We start from the raw sequence: 19210 nt of genomic DNA on the forward strand, positions 1-19210 counted from the left end.
GCATAAATTCCGGAGATTTTTCATGCTCGCCTCCCGCCTTGCGCTCGCTCTCGGCCTGATCGTCACCTCGCTGTCGTTTCAGCCCGCGCGCGCATTCCAGCTGCCAAATTCCAAGGACTATTGCGACACCGGCTGGGTGCTCAAACACCTGAAAGTCAAGGTCGACGGCAAATACCGGAAGTACAACGGCACCAAGCTGTTTCTGATCGATATCATCAATCCGACGCTGAAGCATGAAGTGCAACGCGACGAAGACCACACGGTTGGCCGCCAGTTCTGCCAGGCAAAGGTGCGCATGAGCGACGGCAGCAAGCGCGACATGTGGTATCTGCTTGAAACGCCTTGGAGCTTCGGCGGCGTACCGCCGCTTGCTGGCGTGGAATTCTGTATTGCGGGCCTCGACCCGTGGCACACCTACGGCAAGAACTGCTCGACCATTCGCCAGACGATTGGCTGGCAAACGACGCCCTGACGGAGACTGTGCGATGCAGCAGTTGAAACGCGTGCTGTTCCTGCTGCTGGTCGCTGTCGGCTTCCCCCTGCCCTTGAGCGCGGACGCGACCCACGCGGCCGATTTCGATTATTACGTGCTGTCGCTTTCCTGGTCGCCGAGCTGGTGTGAGGGCCATGACCGCAGCGGACGGACCGCCCAATGCAGCAGCAGGAAGCGCTACACCTTCATCGCGCACGGGCTCTGGCCACAGCGTAATCGCGGCTGGCTGGAGGATTGCGCCAGTGAGGAGCCAGATCGCGTGCCGGATGCTCTGGCGCGCAGCTACTTCGACATAATCCCATCGGCGGGCCTCGCGGGCCATGAATGGCGTAAGCACGGCACCTGCTCCGGGCTCAGCCAGAGCAACTACTTCCGCACCCTGCGCCGCGCCTATGAAACGATTGTCGTGCCGCCGGTCGTCTTCAACGGGTTGCTGGATCGCCGGCTCGCCACCGACCAGGTCGAACAGCTGTTCATGACCTCAAATCCCGGCCTGACGCGGGATGCCATCTCGGTGTCCTGCGAGGCCAATCAACTCAGCGAAATCCGTATCTGCATGACCAAATCCCTCGGATTCACGTCATGTCCGGAGGTCGATCGTCGCTCCTGCCGCCAGAAAATCGTAACACTTCCTGCAATCCAATGAGAGAATCATGAAACTGCTTTACTCCTCGACATCGCCCTATTCCGCCAAGGTGCGGATGGCTTCCCACTATCTCGACCTTGGCATCGAGAGCGAGGCGGTGAAGACGGATGACGAACCATCCATCCTGCTTTCCAACAATCCTCTCGGCAAGATCCCTGTGCTGATCCGCGAGGAAAAGCCGGCGATCTTCGACAGCGTCGCCATCATGCAGTTTCTCAATCGCGATTCGAAGGGCAAGCTTTATCCCCGCAGCCCCGAGAAGCGCACGGAGGCGGAAACGCTGGAAGCCTTGTGCGACGGCATCACGGATTGCCTGCTCGCCATCATCTATGAAAGGCGCTTTCGCCCGGAAGAGAAGATCCACCAGCCCTGGATCGACAAGCAATGGTCGAAGGTGGCGCGCGGCCTCGATTATCTCAACGACAACCTGCCAAGAACCACCAAGAGCCTGCATGGCGGCCATTTCGCACTCGCTGGGTTGATGGGATATCTGGAACTCAGGTTCCCCGGCCAGTGGGAAAAAGGCCGGGGCAAGTTGAAGAACTGGCCGAAGAAGTTCGAGAAGTTCTTCGCTGACTATGCGCAGCTAAAGCCGCAGGCCTAGCCAACGCCGACGTTACATCTTCTGGCTATCCTTGATCGCGGGCGCGGTCTGGATCTTGTCGCCGGCCGGAGGGTTGTTGTTGATCACATTGCCGGCGGGATCAGCTGTCGTCGAGGATGTCGTGGCCGGATCGATCGCTTGATCGCCGGACGCGATGTACATGCCCCAAAGCTCGGCAGCGGCCCAGGCCAGCAGGACCAGAACCAGGCTGGCCACCAGCACTATCAACACGGGACGGCCAAGCCGTCCTTGCCGGGCCTCGGTCGCCGACACCCTGACTTCCGGTTCCATGCGCCGTTCGAAATAATCGTTGCTGTCGTCCAGATATTTCGCCATGGCCTTGCTCCTTTCGGATATGCCCCAGCGCCTATGTGGCGGAGGCTGTGCATGGACAACGGCAGATCAACGGATTTGGTTCCGACCCACGGCTTTGCAATAAAAAACCCCGCCGTTGCCGGCGGGGTAGAATGGAGGTCATGAATCCGGTTTTGCCGGACCTTTTCTAGATTAGAAGCGAACGCCGAGGCCGACATTGACCTGGTGCTCGGTCAGGCCACGATCGCGCGCGCCGCTGTCGAGCTTGAAAGTCTGGGTCTGGTAGTTGGTGAAGCGATATTCGGTGCGGGCCGTGATCGAGTCGGTGATCTTGGTTTCAACACCGGCGCCAACGGTCAGGCCGAACAGTGTCTTGCTGTCGTCAGATGTCTTGTCGCTCGCCTTGAGGCTGGTGGCAGCGACACCGGCCGTGCCGTAAACCAGTGCCGGCGAGAGATCGTAACCGACGCGGCCGCGAACTGAGCCGTTGAGGCGCTGTTCGGCTTCGACGCCATTGGTCTTGGAGCTGATGCCGGAGTAGTTCAGGTCGGCTTCAGCACCGTAGACGATCTTGTCGTTCTGCATGTTGTAGCCGCCGTACAGGCCGCCACCCAGGCCCTTGGCATCGTACTCGCCGCCATTCTTGACCTTGCCCCACTGGTAGGTGCCCTTGGCGCCGACATATGCGCCGTCCCAGCCGGCTGCATTGGTGTAGTTATCCTGGGCTTCCGGAGCGAGCGGCACTTCTTCGATAGCGTCGGCGGCGTGGGCGATGGTGAAAGCGCCGAGTACCAGCGCGGTGGCGGTGAGGGTCTTGATCATAATACGCATTTTAGTCTCCTTATATGCTGGCGCCGGGTACGCTATACACGAGCAACAACGTCATTGTTCAACTACAATCCCTGTTTGGATTAATAGAATTGATGCTTACTAAATGAGGACTTGAAGTTACCAAACCGTGAAAAAAATATGGCAATGTTATGGCATTTTCTCGCAGTTGCTTAATTGTTACTAACATTTCGTTAGTTAAACTCATTTACAATTTGTTATCCGTAAATTTATTACTAAGTACTTCGACAGATATATTTATGTAAATTATGGTAAAGAAATTATTTTCACTGGGGTTTGTCGCTTCGGTTCCGACGTTATATCTTTTAACCAATGACAAGAGATGATTCACAAGGCCTGCATTTGACCTCGAAGACACTTAGGACTGCATTGGTGACAGGTGGGGCTGCGAGAATAGGCGCAGCCATCGTCCATGATCTCGCTAGCCACGACTTCGCCGTTGCCATCCACTCCAACAGATCAACCGATGAAGCGGAAGCGCTGGCCGACGCGGTGCGGGCCAAAGGTGGCACGGCCACCGTCGTCACCGGCGACCTGACGCGGTTTGAAGAGTGTAAGAAAATCGTCCATGAGGCGGCTGCGGCAATCGGTCCGATCGGCCTTCTGGTCAACAATGCGTCGGTGTTCGAGGACGATTCCATCGAAAACTTCCAGGAGGCGGTTTTCGACCGGCACTTTTCGATCCATGTGAAGGCGCCGTCGATTCTCATCGGCGATTTCGCCAAGCAATTGCCGGCCGAAAACCACGGGCTTGTCGTCAACATCATCGACCAGCGGGTCTGGAAGCTGAACCCGCGCTTCTATTCCTACATGCTTTCCAAGGCTGCGCTGTGGACCGCGACACAAACGCTGGCACAGGCCCTTGCACCGCGCATCCGCGTCAACGCCATCGGGCCCGGCCCGACCTTGAAAAGCGTCGGCCAGGCCGACGAGGATTTTGAAGCGCAGGTCAACGCCCTTATATTAAAGGCTGGCCCAATGCTGACAGAATTCGGACAAACCATCCGCTTTCTTTTTGACACGCCGTCGATCACCGGGCAAATGATCGCGCTCGATGGCGGCCAGCATCTGGCCTGGCAAACGCCTGATATTGCGGAGATCAAGGAATGACACCCCGCTTACCCGATGAGGGTGGCATCTTATACGACGAGAATTTCGTCGACGAGGACGAAGACGATACGCTGGATGTTGAAGTGCCTGCCTCGATCGACAAGGGCGCGCCGATCGCCTGGCGCGAGACCCCGTTGCCGGAAACCGGCCTGACCGGCATGGAACTGATCAGCGAATTCGTCAAGCACCTGCCCAACCGGCCCGGTGTCTACCGCATGCTGAATGCGGATGCCGAAGTACTTTATGTCGGCAAGGCGCGCTCGCTGAAGAAGCGCGTCGGCAACTACGCGGCCGGCCGGGTGCATTCCAACCGCACTGCCCGGATGGTGCGCGAGACGGCGAATATGGAATTCGTCATCACCAGGACGGAAACCGAGGCGCTGTTGCTCGAAGCCAACCTCGTCAAGCGGCTGCGCCCGCGCTTCAACGTGCTGTTGCGTGACGACAAGTCGTTTCCCTATATTCTGCTGTCTGGCAATCACCGTGCGCCGGCGATTATGAAGCATCGCGGCGCCCGCACCCGCAAGGGCGACTATTTCGGACCCTTCGCCTCTGCCGTGGCCGTCGGTCGGACAATCAACTCGCTGCAACGGGCGTTTCTGCTCAGGACCTGTACGGATTCGGTGTTCGAAAGCCGGACGCGGCCCTGTCTGCTTTACCAGATCAAGCGCTGTTCGGGGCCATGCACCCATGAAGTCAGTGATGCCGACTATGACGAACTGGTCACGGAAGCGCGCGACTTCCTTTCCGGCAAGAGCCAGAACGTCAAGGCGACGATCGCCACGGCCATGAATGCCGCCGCGGAGGATCTGGATTTCGAGCGGGCTGCCGTCTATCGCGACAGGCTGGCGGCGCTTTCGCATGTCCAGGGCCATCAGGGCATCAGTACCGCTACGATCGATGAAGCCGATGTCTTCGCCATCTATCACGATGGCGGTCTCTCCTGCATCCAGGTGTTCTTCTATCGCACTGGCCAGAACTGGGGCAACCGCGCCTATTTCCCCAAAGCCGATCCTTCCCTGACCGGCGCCGAGGTGCTGAACGCGTTCCTTGCACAGTTCTACGACGACAAGCCCTGCCCGCACCAGATCCTGCTCTCCGAGCCGATCGAGGAAATGACCCTGCTCTCGGATGCATTGACCGAGCGCGCCGGCTTCCGCGTTCATATCAATGCGCCGCAGCGCGGCGAAAAGCGCGAAGTGGTGGAGCACGCGCTCAACAATGCCCGCGAGGCGCATGGCCGCCAGCTGGCCGAGACCTCGTCGCAGACCAGATTGCTGGCGGGCTTTGCCGAGACCTTCGGCCTGCCCCATCCACCACGGCGTATCGAGATTTACGACAACTCGCATATCATGGGCACCAATGCCGTCGGCGGCATGGTGGTGGCGGGGCCGGAAGGCTTCGCCAAAAACCACTACCGCAAGTTCAACATCAAATCCGAGGAGCTGACGCCCGGCGACGACTTCGGGATGATGCGCGAAGTGATGATGCGGCGCTTTTCCCGCCTACTCAAGGAAATAGGCAAGCCCGATCGCAGCCTGCCGCCCGGCGAGGACGACACGATCCCGGCCTGGCCGGATGTAATCCTGATCGATGGCGGCCAAGGGCAGATGACGGCTGTGCGGGCGATTCTCGAAGAACTTGAGATTACCGACAGCGTCGTGGCGATCGGCGTCGCCAAGGGCGCCGACCGCGAGGCCGGGCGCGAGCGTTTCTTCCAATTGGGCAAGCCGTCGTTCACGCTGCCGCCGCGCGATCCGGTGCTCTATTTCATCCAGCGCATGCGCGACGAGGCGCACCGCTTTGCCATCGGCTCGCATCGCGCGCGCCGCAAGAAAGAACTGGTGAAGAACCCGCTGGATGAGGTCGCAGGTATCGGCCCGACACGCAAGCGCGCGCTGCTGCAACATTTCGGCACCGCCAAGGCCGTATCGCGCGCCGGTATTCCCGACCTGCTGTCAGTTCCCGGCATCTCCGAAACTGTGGCCAGATTGATCTATGCGCATTTTCACGATGCGGTGCCTGAGACGCAGTGAAAGCAAGCCGTCATCGGCGACTGTGGAAAACATCGCAAAGGTTGCCGATCACATTCCCCAGCCTCAACTCTGATAGTGTTGGAGAGCTAATCTGAAGTGGAAACGCCACCATTCCCGGGAATGGTGGCGTGTCAATTGGGGGTCGGCCAGCAGGTAAAAGCAGAACGAGGACTCCGCGGGATTACTCGCTGGCCGACCGGCCCCACGATACAGGGGATGCGGCGGACCTGAACATCATGGGGTAGACAAACTCGTCACCGACAAACTGTCTATGCTTATCTCGTAGCCGGAACATGACGCGAAATCGTGAGGAAATCAACGGTTTATTAATATGCTTTCCTCAATTGCCCACAACCCTTTGTGCCTATACAGGACAGAAAGGCACATTTTCAGGCAGGCAAAAGCGCTTGCATCGCCAGTTTTTCAGCCAAATCAGCGATGAACTCAAATGGGCGCATTCTTCTTTGAGAGTGCATCGATATTTCTTGGCGTTTGGAGAACATCTCAGCGACGCCCATGTTTCTATTTGGAATCCGAGGCGGGAAAACTTAAGGTTTCAAAAGGACTTTGGCGATTTCATTTAAGCCTATTTGTTGGAATCGAAATACTTTCCAACGGCGGCCACGACCAAGCAGATGGTTGTTGCGAAAATGACGCAGCATTTCACGGGCTATCAACAAATCTGTGGATAACTCAAAAATCTGACTAATTGTCTAATAAAAACAAGCGTTATGCGGCGGCGGCGACGACTCGGTTCCGCCCGGCATGCTTGGCTTCATACAGCGCCCGGTCGGCCTGCTTCAGCAATTGCTCCGGCGATTCCGCACCCCACGCCGTAGACGAAATCCCGAGCGACGCGGTGATCGCCAGCGAAATCCCAGATTGTTTCAGAACGAACGGTTCGGATTCGACCACCATGCGCAGGCGTTCGGCCACAGCGGCGGCTGTTTCCGGCGGAGTATCGGGCATGACGACAACGAACTCCTCGCCGCCATAGCGGCAGGCGAGATCGGCGCCGCGCACGGTCGAGCGCACGCGGGCCGCGAATTCGCGCAACACTTCGTCGCCGGCATCGTGGCCATAGGTGTCGTTGACGGCCTTGAAGCGATCAATATCGGTGATGCAGAGCGAAAGTGGACGCTCGCGCGCGACGGCGCGATCGTAGAGCAGCTTCATGTGCTTATCGAGATAGCGGCGATTGTTCAGCCCGGTCAGGCCATCGGTCACTGCCAATTCGATCGTCTGCTGGACGTTGTCGCGGAGCTGATCGTTGAAGCGCTTGCGGCGGATCTGCGTCAGGCAGCGCACGATCAGTTCGTTGGGTTCGATGGGTCGGAGAATATAGTCGGTGACACCAAGCTCCAGCGCGCGAACCACCATCTGTTCACCGCCCTGATCGACAACGAGCAGGATAGGAATGAAGCGCGAGCGCTCCAGCGAGCGGAGCTGCGAGCAGAGCCGCAACGGGTCGTAGTCGTCGAAATTGGAATTGACGATGATCATGTCGAAAGCACCCTCGGCCGCCTCGAACACCGCCGCCTGCGGATCGCTCTGCGAAACGATCTCGGCGATCGGTTTCAGCGCGCGGGAAATGCGTTCCTGGGAGTTGGCGCGGCCATCGACGAGCAGCACGCTTGCGGGCTCGTTGAAATGCGCCGAAATCTCATAGCGTGAATCATCGAGGCCGATGCTGCGGGCGGTCTCTGCGCGCAGGCGCAGCTCATCGCTCATCATCTTCAGCCGAACTAGGCTCTTGACGCGCGCCATCAGCTGCAGGTCGTTGACCGGTTTGGTGAGAAAGTCGTCGGCACCGGCTTTCAGCCCACGCACCCGGTCTTCCTGCTGGTCGAGCGCGGTCACCATGACAACGGGAATGTGGGCGGTTTTCGGGTTGGCCTTGAGCTTTTCGCAGACTTCGAAACCATCGATGCCGGGCATCATCACGTCGAGCAACACGACATCGACCGGTACCTTGCTGCAGATATCGAGGCACTGATAGCCGTTCTCGGCAGTCAGGACCTCGAAATATTCCGCGAGCAACCGTGCCTCGAGCAGTTTCACATTGGCGGGGATATCATCGACGACGAGTATACGCGCGGTCATAAGAACATGTTTCCCTAAGCGTCGCCCAGATAGGTCTTGATGGTTTCGAGAAATTTCGGCACTGAAATCGGCTTGGAGACATAGGCCTCGCATCCACCCTGGCGTATGCGCTCCTCGTCGCCTTTCATGGCAAAGGCCGTCACGGCGATTACGGGGATGACATGCAATTCGTCATCCTCTTTCAGCCACTTGGTGACTTCGAGCCCGGAGACTTCCGGAAGCTGGATATCCATGAGAATGAGATCGGGTTTGTACTTGCGGGCGAGGTCGAGCGCTTCCATGCCGTTGCGGGTCTGGATGGTCGTGTAGCCGGATGCCTCGATCAAGTCGCGAAAGAGCTTCATATTCAGCTCATTATCTTCGACAATCATTACCTGCTTGGGCATGGTATTTTACTCGATCTCCGATTTTGCATGCTGGGCCATTCAGCCCTATATTGGGTCTGCATGCAGATTCTTCATCATCCCGTGAGCTCACCTTACGGGAATTAGGTTTAAAAAGACGTAATATGACCAGCAGAATGCCGGAACGATCCAAAGTGCCAGCGACCACGCCCGATGATGCCGATGCTCTCGCGGTAACCATCCTCACATGGCTCTCCAATCAGCCCGACCTGATGGGCCGCTTCCTGGCACTCACCGGCATCGATATCGGCGATCTCAGACATGTGGCGGGCGAGCCCGGATTTGCAGGTGGACTGACCGGCTTCCTGATGAATCACGAACCAACCCTGATGGCCTTTTGCGGGGATAACGGTGTTGGCGTCGAATTCGTTCAATCCTGTCACCGACATTTGGCTGGCCCCAGCGAAGGCATGTGGCTGTGATGGACAATATTTTTGCAAAACTCAGCGCCTCGACGCGCCCGCTCGTCATCTGCGACATCGATGAGGTCGTGCTCGAATTCCTCGACCCTTTCCACGAATACCTGCAAACGGTCTCCCACCGGTTGCATCCGGACTCCTACCGACTGACCGGCAACATCCGCAGCATAGCAGATGGGGCTCCCGCGACGCAGGAAATGATCCGCGAGTTCGAAGAGTCCTTCTTCGCTGCGCAGGACATCTGGCAGCGCCCTGCCCGCGATGCCAAGCTGGTGCTCGACAGTCTCGGCAAGCAGGCCGATATCGTCTTCCTCACAGCCATGCCGCCCCGGCACCAGACCGTGCGGCGGACGCTGCTCGACAGCCTCGACATTCGCTTTCCGATGATCGCCACCGAAGAGGCCAAGGGGCCGATCGCGGCACGGCTGATCGGGGAGCGCGAGGTCCGTTCGGTGTTCATCGACGATATCCATACCAATCACCATTCCGTTCGTGCCAGCGCTCCTGATTGCAAGCTGATCAGCTTGGCTGCCAACGAGACCTTCCGTGCGCTCGCGCCGTATCCGGGTGACGACGTCGCGATTGCGCGCGACTGGCAACATGCCGGCGACCTGATCCGCAGCCATTTCCAAACGCATCCTGAGTCGCTCACGATGCGACGAGGCTAAGGCGCATCAGCGGCCGACCATCCTTGCGCCGCGCTACTTCCGAAAATCCGGCAGCTTCGAAAATGCGCGACGAGCCGACGTAGAGGCCCACGGATTTCGACTGCTTGGTCCGGTCGATCGGACAGGCCTCCAGAATCCTGGCACCATTCTTCTCGGCAAATACCACCGCTTCCGACAGCATGCGATGACTGAGCCCCTTGCCGCGCTCTTTCCCTGCCATAAAGAAACAGCAGACCGCCCAGACGCCGGGATCCTCGACATCTCCTGGATCGAGCGGCCGCGACACCACTTTGGGCGAATTCCATTGCGGCAATTCGCTGCGTGGACCGACCTGCACCCAGGCAACTGGCGTATCGCCGAAATAACCGAGCACACCTGGCGGCGGTCCACCTGCTATGCGGCGATGCATGAACTCCTTCTTGCCGCCGGCGTCCAGCAGCTTGCGCTCAGAAGATGGCACACGGAAATAGGTGCACCAACAGCCGTAGCAGGCACCTTGCGGGCCGAACAGCAACTCGAAGTCTCTCCAACGGTCCGGCGTCAGCGGCAGCGCATGAATATCTTCCCGCATGCAACGAATCTCCGGTCTTGAGTGCGCCGAAGATAGAATGTATCGTAGCGATGTTCAACATTTGTTCCGGGCGATATGGCGGATTTGCAGACTGTTCCGGGCTTTTGCCGCGATTGCCTCACACTGGCATCAGGAACGAAGACCCGTTGCCTCAAATGCGGTAGCCCGCGCCTCCTCCGGCATCCCGAGCTCAACCGCCTGACGGTCGCGCATATCGATTGCGACGCGTTCTACGCCTCGGTGGAAAAACGCGACAATCCCGAACTTGCCGACAAGCCGGTGATCATCGGCGGCGGCAAGCGTGGCGTCGTGTCCACCGCCTGCTATGTCGCGCGCATCTATGGCGTCAAAAGCGCTATGCCGATGTTCAAGGCGCTCGATCTTTGCCCCAACGCCGTGGTCATCAAGCCCGACATGGAGAAATATGTCCGGGTCGGACGCCAGATCCGCACGATGATGCACGATCTGACGCCGCTGGTGCAGCCGATCTCCATCGACGAAGCCTTTCTCGATCTCGCCGGCACCGAGCGGCTCCATCATGATCCGCCGGCGCGGACACTCGCCAAGTTCGCGTTGCGCGTCCAGAACGAAGTCGGGATCACCGTCTCGGCCGGGCTCTCCTACTGCAAGTTTCTCGCCAAGGTGGCGTCTGATATGAACAAGCCGCGCGGTTTTTCGGTGATCGGCGAGGCCGAAGCGGTCGACTTCCTGAAGACCAAGCCGGTGACGTTGATCTGGGGCGTCGGCAAGGCCTTTGCCGCCTCGCTCGAAAAGGACGGCATCACCCATATCGGCCAGTTGCAGGAGATGGAGGAAGGCGACCTGATGCGCCGCTATGGCGTGATGGGCAAGCGGCTCTACAGCCTCGCCCGCGGCATCGACGAGCGCAAGGTGCATCTCAACGACGAAGCCAAGAGCGTGTCGGCCGAAACCACATTTTTCGAGGACTATGGCAGCTTCGAAGAGCTGGTCTCGCCGCTCCGTGCGCTATCCGAGCAGGTTTCGCGGCGGCTCAAGAAGGCGGCGATCGCCGGCCATACCGTGGTGCTCAAACTCAAGACATCGGACTTCAAATCCCGCACTCGCAACCGACGGCTCGACGCACCGTCGCAGCTCGCCGACCGGATTTTTCGCGAAGGGATCTCGCTGCTCGAAAAGGAAATCGACGGCACCAAATACCGCCTGATCGGCATTGGCGTCACCGACCTGTCGGATGCGGCCCAGGCCGATCCGCCTGACCTGATCGACGAAGGCGCCGGAAAGCGCGCGGCGGCCGAGGCGGCGATGGATTCGCTGCGTGACAAATTCGGCGTCAAGAGCATCGAGACCGGCTACACATTCGGCCGCGGCAAACGCGGTCACGCGCCTTGAACGCGCGCAAAATCGCTCGGCGCGCACGTTCAAGTAGCGATGAAATCCAACCCCGGTTACCGTTCTTTAACCGCGAGATCAATCGCACGCTGTGAACTTTTAGAATCGTTTGACAATTCGTCGGCCTCGCATCAGCTTCCCCGCATATAAGCAGAAGGCATGGTTCACAGAAGGAACGAAGAATGGCCACGAACACCGGTACCAATAAACCTGACAAACTTATCGGAAGCAGTTTTAAGGACAAGCTTTTTGGTTTTGGGGGTAACGACAAGATCAAAGGCATGAATGGTGACGATGTTATCGAGGGCGGCAAGGGCAACGACAAGCTCTGGGGCGGCAACGGCTCCGATACGTTCGTATTCAAAACCGGCGATGGTCGTGACATTGTCAACGATTTTGACGTCACCAAGGATGTCATCGCGATCAAAGGCGTCAAGGGTATTTCGACCGTCGAGGACGTGCTTGCCCACGCTAAGCAGAAGGGCAACCATGTTGAGATCGACCTCGGCAAGAACGACAAAATCACGCTCAAATTCGTAAAGCTGGCGGACCTCAAGAAGAACCCCGCAGACCATTTCGATATTAGCTGATCGCGCTTTCGTCAGCGAAGCAAACGGTGCGACGGCCCTTGTGCAGTCGCACCGTTTGGCATTTGTGTGCCACAAGCACAGCAAGACACCGATCCGGGCTTGCCGCCTCCTGTGTCACGGGAATTCAGGGTGCTTGGGCAGGCTCATGGAAGTCGTTGAGGTTTCCTCACTTCCCACCAAATCCTAAATTAGCTCAAGAGTCGGCCTTGTTGCCGGCGTTGAGTTTTCTTGCCAGAACTTCGCCGTGTTTTTCGATCGCCTTCTCGGCTTTATTCAACGCGTCAGATGATCCAAAAGTCTGCCGGACGAGCGCTGCGAGGTCTGTTGCTTTGATGAAGAACGCCTGGGCATTCGGTAAGTTGCCCCGGGCCTCTGCCCGCTGGCTGTAAGCCAGATTGAGCAACGCGTCGTCCACCCAGTTGCGCTGATTGAAGCCATTCACCAGTGGCTTGAGATACTGATCAAATGGGGATGGCAAAATTAGCTTTTCCAAGTTGCCGTGTTCGTCATAGTTGGACCATTCCGGCTGCAGGTCATCGATACTGATCAGCGGCCACTCGGCAACAAGCATGCGGTTGGTTTCGGCAAACTGAGACTGGATAGCCCGCGCCAGCCGGAGCGGCAGCTTGATTTTCTCGACGACCGGAAGCGAGTCAACGAAGGGCATGGGATGGCGAGTAACTCGGCCAGCCAGGATACGCGGTTTTGCTTCGACGGCATTCAAGATCGCAATCGTGTGAACGTCGAGGGAGGCATTATGGCGGTCGTTCGCAACACTTTGCCAGCTTGTAAAGCCGATGCGGCGAACAAAGTCGGCCGCAGCGTTGTCGACCGACTTGAAAGCCGCAACATTGATTGTGTCTCTGCCGAAAATTCCAGCCCAACGGCCGAGCAGCGCGTGATAGTCAAAATAGGCGTCAGTAGCCCGGATCAGTTCGAAATATTCCGATGTTATCCGCTGCTGCCGCGCCAATGTGGAACCCAGCGAAACCGCAAGGTCCACTTGAGGTCTGACATAGCAGAATATTTCGACGCGCTCGAAGAGCGGCCTGAGCAAGCTATACAAGGATTGAACCTGATCCGATCGCAACAATCTGCTGTGGCAATGCTCATTGCTGATGATGAACGTGTGACAGCCGGCATTGCGGGCTGCCGCTACTTCATTTGCCAACTCGCGTTCAACTCGCAGCCGAAATTCATTGTGGTCGGACGCGTCAGAAATTGCACGGTGCAGAAAAAACTGATCATCCGCATCCACATCCATGCCATAGACAGCAATGTCGATGTTGTTCGGTCGCCCTAGAATCTCGCTATAAAAGAAGCCTTCCGAGGAGAGCCATCCAGCATTTCTGTGCATGAACTTCTGAATGGAGGTCGTGCCGGTTTTCTCGGTGCCGATATGGAGAACAAGTTTCATTTAGCCACGCCATTAAGTCCTGCTACCATGCGTATAACTCGCGTTACCAACTCTGCCAAGTCAGACCGCTCTGGTTGGAAGGCGTTGAGATCTTACTCTTCAGCGCTGTCGGTGCCTACGGCCTGGTTGAATCCCAAGTTGGCTGTGCCTCGCTTAAATGCAGCGCCATTCGAGCGGACGTTTTGTGAGTTCGGGACTGCGTTATGGCGCTTAGGTTGGTGACCGGCTTCAGGCACATAATGGCAAAGAGGTTGCCGTACAGGCGACGGCCGGCCAATCCCAGAGCATTTACCATAAATTAACCTTGAACCCACTGAGGCGTGAGTTCCCCCGGGAACTTACCGCCCTGCAAAGATTCATTAAATCTTGAATTCTACTCTCCGGGGCAACCAGTACTGCGTGGGACATATCATGCTTACACGTCTGACTTTCAGCGTCGCATTGGCGACATCGCTTCTCTTTGGCACAACGGCACTCGCCGCAAGCGAAAGTCCTCTACAGATCTTCGTATCCAAGGATACCCAGAGTCTCGTCGTCTACGACGGTGACCAGGTCGTGGCGACCAGCAATGTGTCGACCGGCAAGGCCGGCCACACGACGCCATCCGGCATTTTCTCGATCCTCGAGAAGCAGAAGATGCATCACTCCAATCTCTATGACGATGCGGAAATGCCCTTCATGCAGCGCATCACCTGGTCTGGCGTCGCACTGCACGAATCCAAGCATGTTCCGAACTATCCGGCTTCGCATGGCTGCGTCCGCATGCCGCGCGATTTTGCCAAGCAGCTCTACGGCATGACCAGGCGCGGCTTCCATGTGGTCATTTCCGACCGCGAAGTCACTCCGCGCGCGGTTCTCAATGCCACGCTCTTCCAGCCCCGCTATCCCAAGCCGGAAAGTGAATTGTTGAGCGACGCCGAGCTTCGTCCGGCGATCACCGAGGGCGAGATCGCTATGGCGGAAACACTGCCAAAAGCAGGCGCCATGGCCGCCGTGGCCCTGCCCCAGGAGCAGAAGCCCGTGCGCATCCTGATCACCCGCGCGACCGACAAGGACCGAGCGACCACGGTGCAGGCAATGCTGAACCGTCTCGGCTACGATGCCGGCCCGGTCGATGGCGTTGTCAGCGGCAAGACGCGCGCTGCGATCAAGGCCTACCAGGAAATCCACGGCCAGCCCGTCAACGGTGAGATGAACGCGAAATTCGTCGCCTCACTCTACAAGGTCATGAACCGCAAGGTACCGACCGGCTGGATCTACGTCCGCCAGAATTTCAAGCCGGTCTTCGATGCGCCGGTCGATATCGCCGATCCTGAAGTCTCGCTCGGCACGCATTTCTTCCACGCCGAGCACGTCAATGCCGCGCAGAACCATGCTGAATGGTATGGTGTGTCGCTCGACAACTACATTCCGGCAAAGACCGCCAAGCGCCTGGGCATTACCAGCTTCTCCGACGCCACTGCGCCGGATGCCGCCGAACAGGCACTGGCCCGTGTCGATATATCAGGCGATATCCGCGAGCGGATCGAGACCATGATGGGCGACGGCTCGTCGCTGACCATCGCCGACACCGGCACCGAAAGCGAAACCGGCCTCGGCACCGATTTCATCACCATCACCAAGAAGCTGCCGAACGGCTGAGGTTCGATAAATTCTGCCGCTCTCAGCCTGATCATGCCCCTCACCCTGGGAGCAACAAGGTTGCTCCGACCTCTCCCCGTAAGGACGGGGAGAGGGAATCTCCTTCGAGGTTGCCTCTCTATCTGAGTGTCACTCAAGGTTCGATGGGGAGGAAAACGGCGCTCCATTTCCCTTCTCCCCGTTTTTACGGGGAGAAGGTGGCGGCAGCACAGCGCAACAAGTTGCGCCGGGATGAGGGGCAATTGCACGCCGACCGTGGTTAGACCAGCTCGACATCCACCACGCCGGGGCTGGCGCGCATCGCTGCGGCGACCTCGGGCGAAATACGGTACTTTTCCGATAGCGCCACCTCGATTTCCTTCTTGCCGTCATCCTTGATGACGATGAAGGACACCAATCCCTCGCCCTTGACAGCGAGGTGGCTGGCCAGCGTCTTGAGCGGCGCGGCATCGCGCACGAAGATGCGCATCGCCTTCTGCATCTGCACCGATTTCTCCTCAAGCGACTGCGCCGTCTGAAGGCGCAGGCTGATGCCTTCCGGCCGCTCGTCGGCGGCGACCGTCACAACGTAGGATTTGCCAACCTCGAGTACATCGCGGTATTGCCCCAGCGTTTCTGAAAACAGCACCGTCTCGAACTGGCCCGACGCATCCGAGAACACGAAAATACCCATCTTGTTGCCGGTGCGCGTCTTGCGCTCCTGCTTGGAAATCATCGTGCCGGCAAGTCGACCAGCGACCGCGCCCTGCTTCACTGCTCCCGAGAAATTGGCGAAATTCTGGACACGCAGCTTTGCGAGCGTTGCCGAATAGGTATCAAGCGGATGGGCGGTGAGATAGAAGCCCAGCACTTGGAATTCCTTGAGCAGCTTTTCGGAGGCAAGCCAAGGCGAGATCGGCTGGAATGTCAGCTTCTCAGGGCCTGACGACGAGGAGCCGAACATGTCGCTCTGGCCGCTGACCTTGTCGGCAACCGCTCGCTGCGCATAGGCCATCAGCCGGTCCAACCCATTGGACAGCAGCGCACGGTCGACGCCGAAACAATCGAAGGCGCCGGCGCAGATCAGGCTTTCCCAGACCCTCCGGTTGATCATCTTCGGGTCGGTGCGCAGGCAGAAATCCTCGAGGCTCGCAAACGGCTTGTCGCCGCGGGCGGCCACGATGTGCTCGACCGCCGCTTCGCCCACGCCCTTGATGGCGGCGAGCGAGAAATAGATGCGGTTGTCTCCGGTCTCGAACTGGCGGAACGAGGTCTGCACCGATGGCGGCACGACCGTGATGCCGAGCCGCTTGGCGTCCTGGCGGAAATCATTGACCTTTTCGGTGTTGGCCATATCCAGCGTCATCGACGCGGCAAGGAACTCGACGGGGTAATGCGCCTTGAAATAGGCCGTCTGATAGGAGACCACAGCATAGGCCGCGGCATGCGACTTGTTGAAGCCGTAGTTGGCGAACTTCGCCAGCAGGTCGAAGATGTTGTCGGACTGGCCCTTGGACACTTTGTTGGCCATCGCGCCTTCGACGAAGCGGGCGCGCTGCTGGTCCATCTCGGCCTTGATCTTCTTGCCCATGGCGCGGCGCAGCAGGTCGGCTTCGCCTAGCGAATAGCCCGAGAGCACCTGGGCGATCTGCATGACCTGTTCCTGGTAGACGATAACGCCCTGTGTCTCCTTCAGGAGATAGTCGATCTTCGGATGGATCGACTCGATTTCCTCGTCGCCATGCTTTCGAGCATTATAGACCGGGATGTTCTCCATAGGACCCGGACGGTAGAGCGCCACGAGCGCGATAATGTCCTCGATACAGTCGGGCTTCATGCCGAGCAGCGCTTTGCGCATGCCCGCGCTTTCAACCTGGAACACACCGACAGTCTCGCCGCGCGACAGCATCTCGTAGGTCAGGACGTCGTCGAGCGGCAGCGCCGGCAGATCGATAGTGATGCCGCGCTTGGCGACGAAATCGGCGGCGACCTTGAGCACCGTCAGCGTTTTCAGGCCGAGGAAGTCGAACTTTACCAGGCCGGCCTGCTCGACCCATTTCATGTTGAACTGGGTGACGGGCATGTCCGAGCGCGGATCGCGATAGAGCGGCACCAGTTTTGCCAGCGGCCGGTCGCCGATAACGATGCCCGCGGCATGGGTAGAGGCGTGGCGATAGAGGCCTTCGATCTTCTGGGCGATATCGAGAAGTTTTGCGACGACGGGTTCCTTCTCCGCCTCCTCGCGCAGGCGTGGCTCCTCCTCGATCGCCTTGGACAAAGGCGTCGGGTTGGCCGGATTGTTGGGCACCAGCTTGCAGATGCGATCGACCTGGCCATAGGGCATTTCGAGCACGCGGCCGACGTCACGCAGAGCCGCGCGCGCCTGCAACGAACCGAAGGTGATGATCTGCGCTACCTGCTCGCGGCCATATTTGGCCTGCACATAACGGATTACCTCTTCGCGGCGATCCTGGCAGAAGTCGATATCGAAGTCGGGCATCGAGACGCGTTCGGGATTGAGAAAGCGTTCGAACAGCAGCGAGAACCTGAGCGGATCGATATCGGTGATGGTCAAGACATAGGCGACCAGTGAGCCTGCACCCGAACCGCGGCCCGGGCCGACCGGAATGTCATGGGACTTGGCCCATTTGATGAAGTCGGCAACGATCAAGAAGTAGCCCGGAAACTTCATCCGCTCGATGATGCCGAGCTCGAATTCGAGCCGATTGCGGTAGTCCTTCTCCGTATAGCCGTCGGCGACGCCGATGGCGGCAAGCCGCGCATCGAGGCCTTCCCAAGCCTGTCGGTTGAGTTCGTCGGCTTCTGCCTTCTCGGCCGCCTCGCCGTCTTCGTTGCCGGCGGTAAAGCGCGGCAGGATCGGGGCGACCGTCTTGAGGGCGAATGCACAACGCCGGGCGATCTCGACCGTGTTGTCGATCGCCTCGGGCAGGTCGGCAAACAAAGCCGCCATCTCTGCCCGGCTCTTGAAATAGTGGTCCGGCGTCAGCCGCAGGCGGTTGTCGTCCGAGACCAGCGTATTCTGCGCCACCGCCATCAGCGCATCATGCGCCTCAAAATCGCCGGCCGTCGGGAAGAACGGCTCGTTGGTGGCGACAACAGGCAGTTTCAGCCGATAGGCGAGATCGATCACCTTCGCCTCATGCTGACGGTCATAGGCGCCATGACGCTGGATCTCGACATAGAGCCGGTCGCCGAACAGCTCCGAAAGCATCGCGAGCCGCCGTTCGGCCAAACCCTCATTGCCGTCGCGCAGCGCCATGTCGATGGGACCAGTCGCAGCCCCGGTCAGCGCGATCAGCCCGGCCGCCTGGCCTTCGAACCAGGAACGCTTGATATGAATCGTCCCATGCCCGTCGCCGTCCATATAGGCCCGGCTGACCAGACCTGAGAGCTGCTGATAGCCTTCCGGCGTCGCGGCCAGAAGCACGATTGACGGCAGCTTCCTGAGTTGCGACTGTCGGTTGCCGCGTTCCTCACCGGCGTCCTCCTCGAAATCAATCGAGAGCTGGCAGCCGATGATGGGTTGCAAGCCTTCGCCGGATGCGGTCTTGGAAAACTCAAGCGCGGCGAAGAGATTATTGGTGTCGGTCAGGCCAAGTGCCGGCTGCTGGTCGGCAACTGCCTTGGCAATGATCTTCTTGACCGGCAGCGCCCCTTCAAGCAAGGAAAAAGCCGAGTGGATGCGCAGATGGACGAAGAGCGGGCTTTCCGCCATTCCCGAACGTATATCGATATGTTCGATTTCATCCATGCCGCACTGCTCCGGGATTCGCTTTCTCCCCTTGTAGCGGCGATCAGGCCCAGCCGTCCAGCGCCGAGCCGGACGAACGGGAGTAACTCACAATTCAGAGTGACATTGCCAGTACGGCAAAGCTCGTCACAAACATGACGATTGAGGTGAACGCTGCCATATCACGAAGAAAATCGGTCATTTACGCCTCCTGTTCCGTTATGTTTCTTTTATGTTCCGTTA

18 protein-coding genes are annotated in these 19210 nt (G+C 58.6%); 10 read left to right on the forward strand and 8 right to left on the reverse strand.

The window, feature by feature from the left end; genetic code table 11:
- The first annotated feature begins 22 nt into the window (after nucleotides 1–22).
- The 3 genes from ACXHRN_RS14825 to ACXHRN_RS14835 are packed head-to-tail and all read left to right on the forward strand — an operon-like array spanning nucleotide 23 to nucleotide 1743.
- Complete coding sequence (locus ACXHRN_RS14825; protein ID WP_488637081.1) at nucleotides 23–472, forward strand: hypothetical protein; 450 nt, start codon at nucleotides 23–25, stop codon at nucleotides 470–472.
- Between the two features lie 13 nt (nucleotides 473–485).
- Nucleotides 486–1139 (forward strand): ribonuclease T2 family protein, encoded by a 654-nt coding sequence (locus ACXHRN_RS14830; RefSeq protein ID WP_488637082.1) that lies wholly within the window; start codon nucleotides 486–488, stop codon nucleotides 1137–1139.
- A 7-nt stretch (nucleotides 1140–1146) separates the two neighbouring features.
- Nucleotides 1147–1743: a glutathione S-transferase family protein gene (locus tag ACXHRN_RS14835; protein WP_488637083.1), complete on the forward strand. Its 597-nt coding sequence runs from the start codon at nucleotides 1147–1149 to the stop codon at nucleotides 1741–1743.
- A 12-nt stretch (nucleotides 1744–1755) separates the two neighbouring features.
- On the opposite strand, the gene ACXHRN_RS14840 is transcribed toward ACXHRN_RS14835, so the two are convergent.
- A complete protein-coding gene (locus tag ACXHRN_RS14840; RefSeq protein ID WP_488637084.1) occupies nucleotides 1756–2079 on the reverse strand; it encodes a hypothetical protein in 324 nt (107 codons plus the stop codon).
- A 171-nt stretch (nucleotides 2080–2250) separates the two neighbouring features.
- A complete protein-coding gene (locus ACXHRN_RS14845) occupies nucleotides 2251–2889 on the reverse strand; it encodes an outer membrane protein (RefSeq protein WP_488637085.1) in 639 nt (212 codons plus the stop codon).
- A gap of 360 nt (nucleotides 2890–3249) precedes the next feature.
- On the opposite strand from ACXHRN_RS14845, the gene ACXHRN_RS14850 reads away from it, so the two are divergent.
- Both ACXHRN_RS14850 and uvrC read left to right on the forward strand, forming a co-directional pair.
- Nucleotides 3250–4017, forward strand: coding sequence for an SDR family oxidoreductase (locus ACXHRN_RS14850; RefSeq protein WP_488637086.1), 768 nt, complete (start codon nucleotides 3250–3252; stop codon nucleotides 4015–4017).
- Entirely contained in the window at nucleotides 4014–6053 is a 2040-nt protein-coding gene (uvrC, locus tag ACXHRN_RS14855) for an excinuclease ABC subunit UvrC (protein WP_488637087.1), read from the forward strand. Before ACXHRN_RS14850 ends, uvrC begins: the two co-directional genes overlap by 4 nt.
- Nucleotides 6054–6442: 389 nt before the next feature.
- On the opposite strand, the gene ACXHRN_RS14860 is transcribed toward uvrC, so the two are convergent.
- The 3 genes from ACXHRN_RS14860 to ACXHRN_RS14870 all read right to left on the reverse strand — a co-directional run bounded on the left by ACXHRN_RS14860 (nucleotide 6443) and on the right by ACXHRN_RS14870 (nucleotide 8542).
- The gene (locus ACXHRN_RS14860) at nucleotides 6443–6571 is read right to left on the reverse strand and encodes a hypothetical protein (protein WP_488637088.1); all 129 of its coding nucleotides are present in this window, start codon (nucleotides 6569–6571) and stop codon (nucleotides 6443–6445) included.
- Between the two features lie 211 nt (nucleotides 6572–6782).
- Nucleotides 6783–8156, reverse strand: a complete 1374-nt coding sequence (locus ACXHRN_RS14865; protein ID WP_488637089.1) for a PleD family two-component system response regulator — start codon at nucleotides 8154–8156, stop codon at nucleotides 6783–6785.
- A gap of 14 nt (nucleotides 8157–8170) precedes the next feature.
- Nucleotides 8171–8542: a response regulator gene (locus ACXHRN_RS14870; RefSeq protein WP_488637090.1), complete on the reverse strand. Its 372-nt coding sequence runs from the start codon at nucleotides 8540–8542 to the stop codon at nucleotides 8171–8173.
- A gap of 122 nt (nucleotides 8543–8664) precedes the next feature.
- Between ACXHRN_RS14870 and ACXHRN_RS14875 the strand changes: the two genes are divergently transcribed.
- Nucleotides 8665–8982 carry a DUF3572 domain-containing protein gene (locus tag ACXHRN_RS14875; protein ID WP_488637091.1) on the forward strand — a complete coding sequence of 106 codons (318 nt, stop codon included), beginning with the start codon at nucleotides 8665–8667 and terminating at the stop codon, nucleotides 8980–8982.
- On the forward strand, nucleotides 8982–9647 hold the full coding sequence (locus tag ACXHRN_RS14880) for a hypothetical protein (RefSeq protein ID WP_488637092.1): 666 nt from the start codon (nucleotides 8982–8984) through the stop codon (nucleotides 9645–9647). Before ACXHRN_RS14875 ends, ACXHRN_RS14880 begins: the two co-directional genes overlap by 1 nt.
- Here ACXHRN_RS14880 and ACXHRN_RS14885 read toward each other — a convergent pair.
- The gene (locus tag ACXHRN_RS14885; protein WP_488637093.1) at nucleotides 9628–10218 is read right to left on the reverse strand and encodes a GNAT family N-acetyltransferase; all 591 of its coding nucleotides are present in this window, start codon (nucleotides 10216–10218) and stop codon (nucleotides 9628–9630) included. The two genes, ACXHRN_RS14880 and ACXHRN_RS14885, sit on opposite strands and share 20 nt — an antisense overlap.
- 84 nt (nucleotides 10219–10302) lie before the next feature.
- Between ACXHRN_RS14885 and ACXHRN_RS14890 the strand changes: the two genes are divergently transcribed.
- Both ACXHRN_RS14890 and ACXHRN_RS14895 read left to right on the forward strand, forming a co-directional pair.
- Complete coding sequence (locus ACXHRN_RS14890) at nucleotides 10303–11589, forward strand: DNA polymerase IV (RefSeq protein ID WP_488637094.1); 1287 nt, start codon at nucleotides 10303–10305, stop codon at nucleotides 11587–11589.
- A gap of 182 nt (nucleotides 11590–11771) precedes the next feature.
- Nucleotides 11772–12179, forward strand: coding sequence for a hypothetical protein (locus ACXHRN_RS14895; RefSeq protein ID WP_488637095.1), 408 nt, complete (start codon nucleotides 11772–11774; stop codon nucleotides 12177–12179).
- Nucleotides 12180–12372: 193 nt separating this feature from the next.
- Here the strand turns inward: ACXHRN_RS14895 and ACXHRN_RS14900 are convergent, their stop codons facing one another.
- Complete coding sequence (locus ACXHRN_RS14900) at nucleotides 12373–13596, reverse strand: hypothetical protein (RefSeq protein ID WP_488637096.1); 1224 nt, start codon at nucleotides 13594–13596, stop codon at nucleotides 12373–12375.
- A 411-nt stretch (nucleotides 13597–14007) separates the two neighbouring features.
- On the opposite strand from ACXHRN_RS14900, the gene ACXHRN_RS14905 reads away from it, so the two are divergent.
- Nucleotides 14008–15237: a L,D-transpeptidase family protein gene (locus ACXHRN_RS14905; RefSeq protein WP_488637097.1), complete on the forward strand. Its 1230-nt coding sequence runs from the start codon at nucleotides 14008–14010 to the stop codon at nucleotides 15235–15237.
- Between the two features lie 259 nt (nucleotides 15238–15496).
- On the opposite strand, the gene dnaE is transcribed toward ACXHRN_RS14905, so the two are convergent.
- The gene (gene dnaE / locus ACXHRN_RS14910; protein WP_488637098.1) at nucleotides 15497–18988 is read right to left on the reverse strand and encodes a DNA polymerase III subunit alpha; all 3492 of its coding nucleotides are present in this window, start codon (nucleotides 18986–18988) and stop codon (nucleotides 15497–15499) included.
- Nucleotides 18989–19210: the final 222 nt, after the last annotated feature.

The organism is Shinella sp. OV683 (genome assembly GCF_057787725.1).

Excerpts from the sequence above, each read along its gene's own strand:
- ACXHRN_RS14825 (WP_488637081.1), top strand. The coding sequence starts at position 23 with ATGCTCGCCTCCCGCCTTGCGCTCGCTCTCGGCCTGATCGTCACCTCG.
- ACXHRN_RS14830 (WP_488637082.1), top strand. The coding sequence starts at position 486 with ATGCAGCAGTTGAAACGCGTGCTGTTCCTGCTGCTGGTCGCTGTCGGC.
- ACXHRN_RS14835 (WP_488637083.1), top strand. The coding sequence starts at position 1,147 with ATGAAACTGCTTTACTCCTCGACATCGCCCTATTCCGCCAAGGTGCGG.
- ACXHRN_RS14840 (WP_488637084.1), bottom strand. The coding sequence starts at position 2,079 with ATGGCGAAATATCTGGACGACAGCAACGATTATTTCGAACGGCGCATG.
- ACXHRN_RS14845 (WP_488637085.1), bottom strand. The coding sequence starts at position 2,889 with ATGCGTATTATGATCAAGACCCTCACCGCCACCGCGCTGGTACTCGGC.
- uvrC (WP_488637087.1), top strand. The coding sequence starts at position 4,014 with ATGACACCCCGCTTACCCGATGAGGGTGGCATCTTATACGACGAGAAT.
- ACXHRN_RS14860 (WP_488637088.1), bottom strand. The coding sequence starts at position 6,571 with ATGGGCGTCGCTGAGATGTTCTCCAAACGCCAAGAAATATCGATGCAC.
- ACXHRN_RS14865 (WP_488637089.1), bottom strand. The coding sequence starts at position 8,156 with ATGACCGCGCGTATACTCGTCGTCGATGATATCCCCGCCAATGTGAAA.
- ACXHRN_RS14870 (WP_488637090.1), bottom strand. The coding sequence starts at position 8,542 with ATGCCCAAGCAGGTAATGATTGTCGAAGATAATGAGCTGAATATGAAG.
- ACXHRN_RS14875 (WP_488637091.1), top strand. The coding sequence starts at position 8,665 with ATGACCAGCAGAATGCCGGAACGATCCAAAGTGCCAGCGACCACGCCC.
- ACXHRN_RS14880 (WP_488637092.1), top strand. The coding sequence starts at position 8,982 with ATGGACAATATTTTTGCAAAACTCAGCGCCTCGACGCGCCCGCTCGTC.
- ACXHRN_RS14885 (WP_488637093.1), bottom strand. The coding sequence starts at position 10,218 with ATGCGGGAAGATATTCATGCGCTGCCGCTGACGCCGGACCGTTGGAGA.
- ACXHRN_RS14895 (WP_488637095.1), top strand. The coding sequence starts at position 11,772 with ATGGCCACGAACACCGGTACCAATAAACCTGACAAACTTATCGGAAGC.
- ACXHRN_RS14900 (WP_488637096.1), bottom strand. The coding sequence starts at position 13,596 with ATGAAACTTGTTCTCCATATCGGCACCGAGAAAACCGGCACGACCTCC.
- ACXHRN_RS14905 (WP_488637097.1), top strand. The coding sequence starts at position 14,008 with ATGCTTACACGTCTGACTTTCAGCGTCGCATTGGCGACATCGCTTCTC.
- dnaE (WP_488637098.1), bottom strand. The coding sequence starts at position 18,988 with ATGGATGAAATCGAACATATCGATATACGTTCGGGAATGGCGGAAAGC.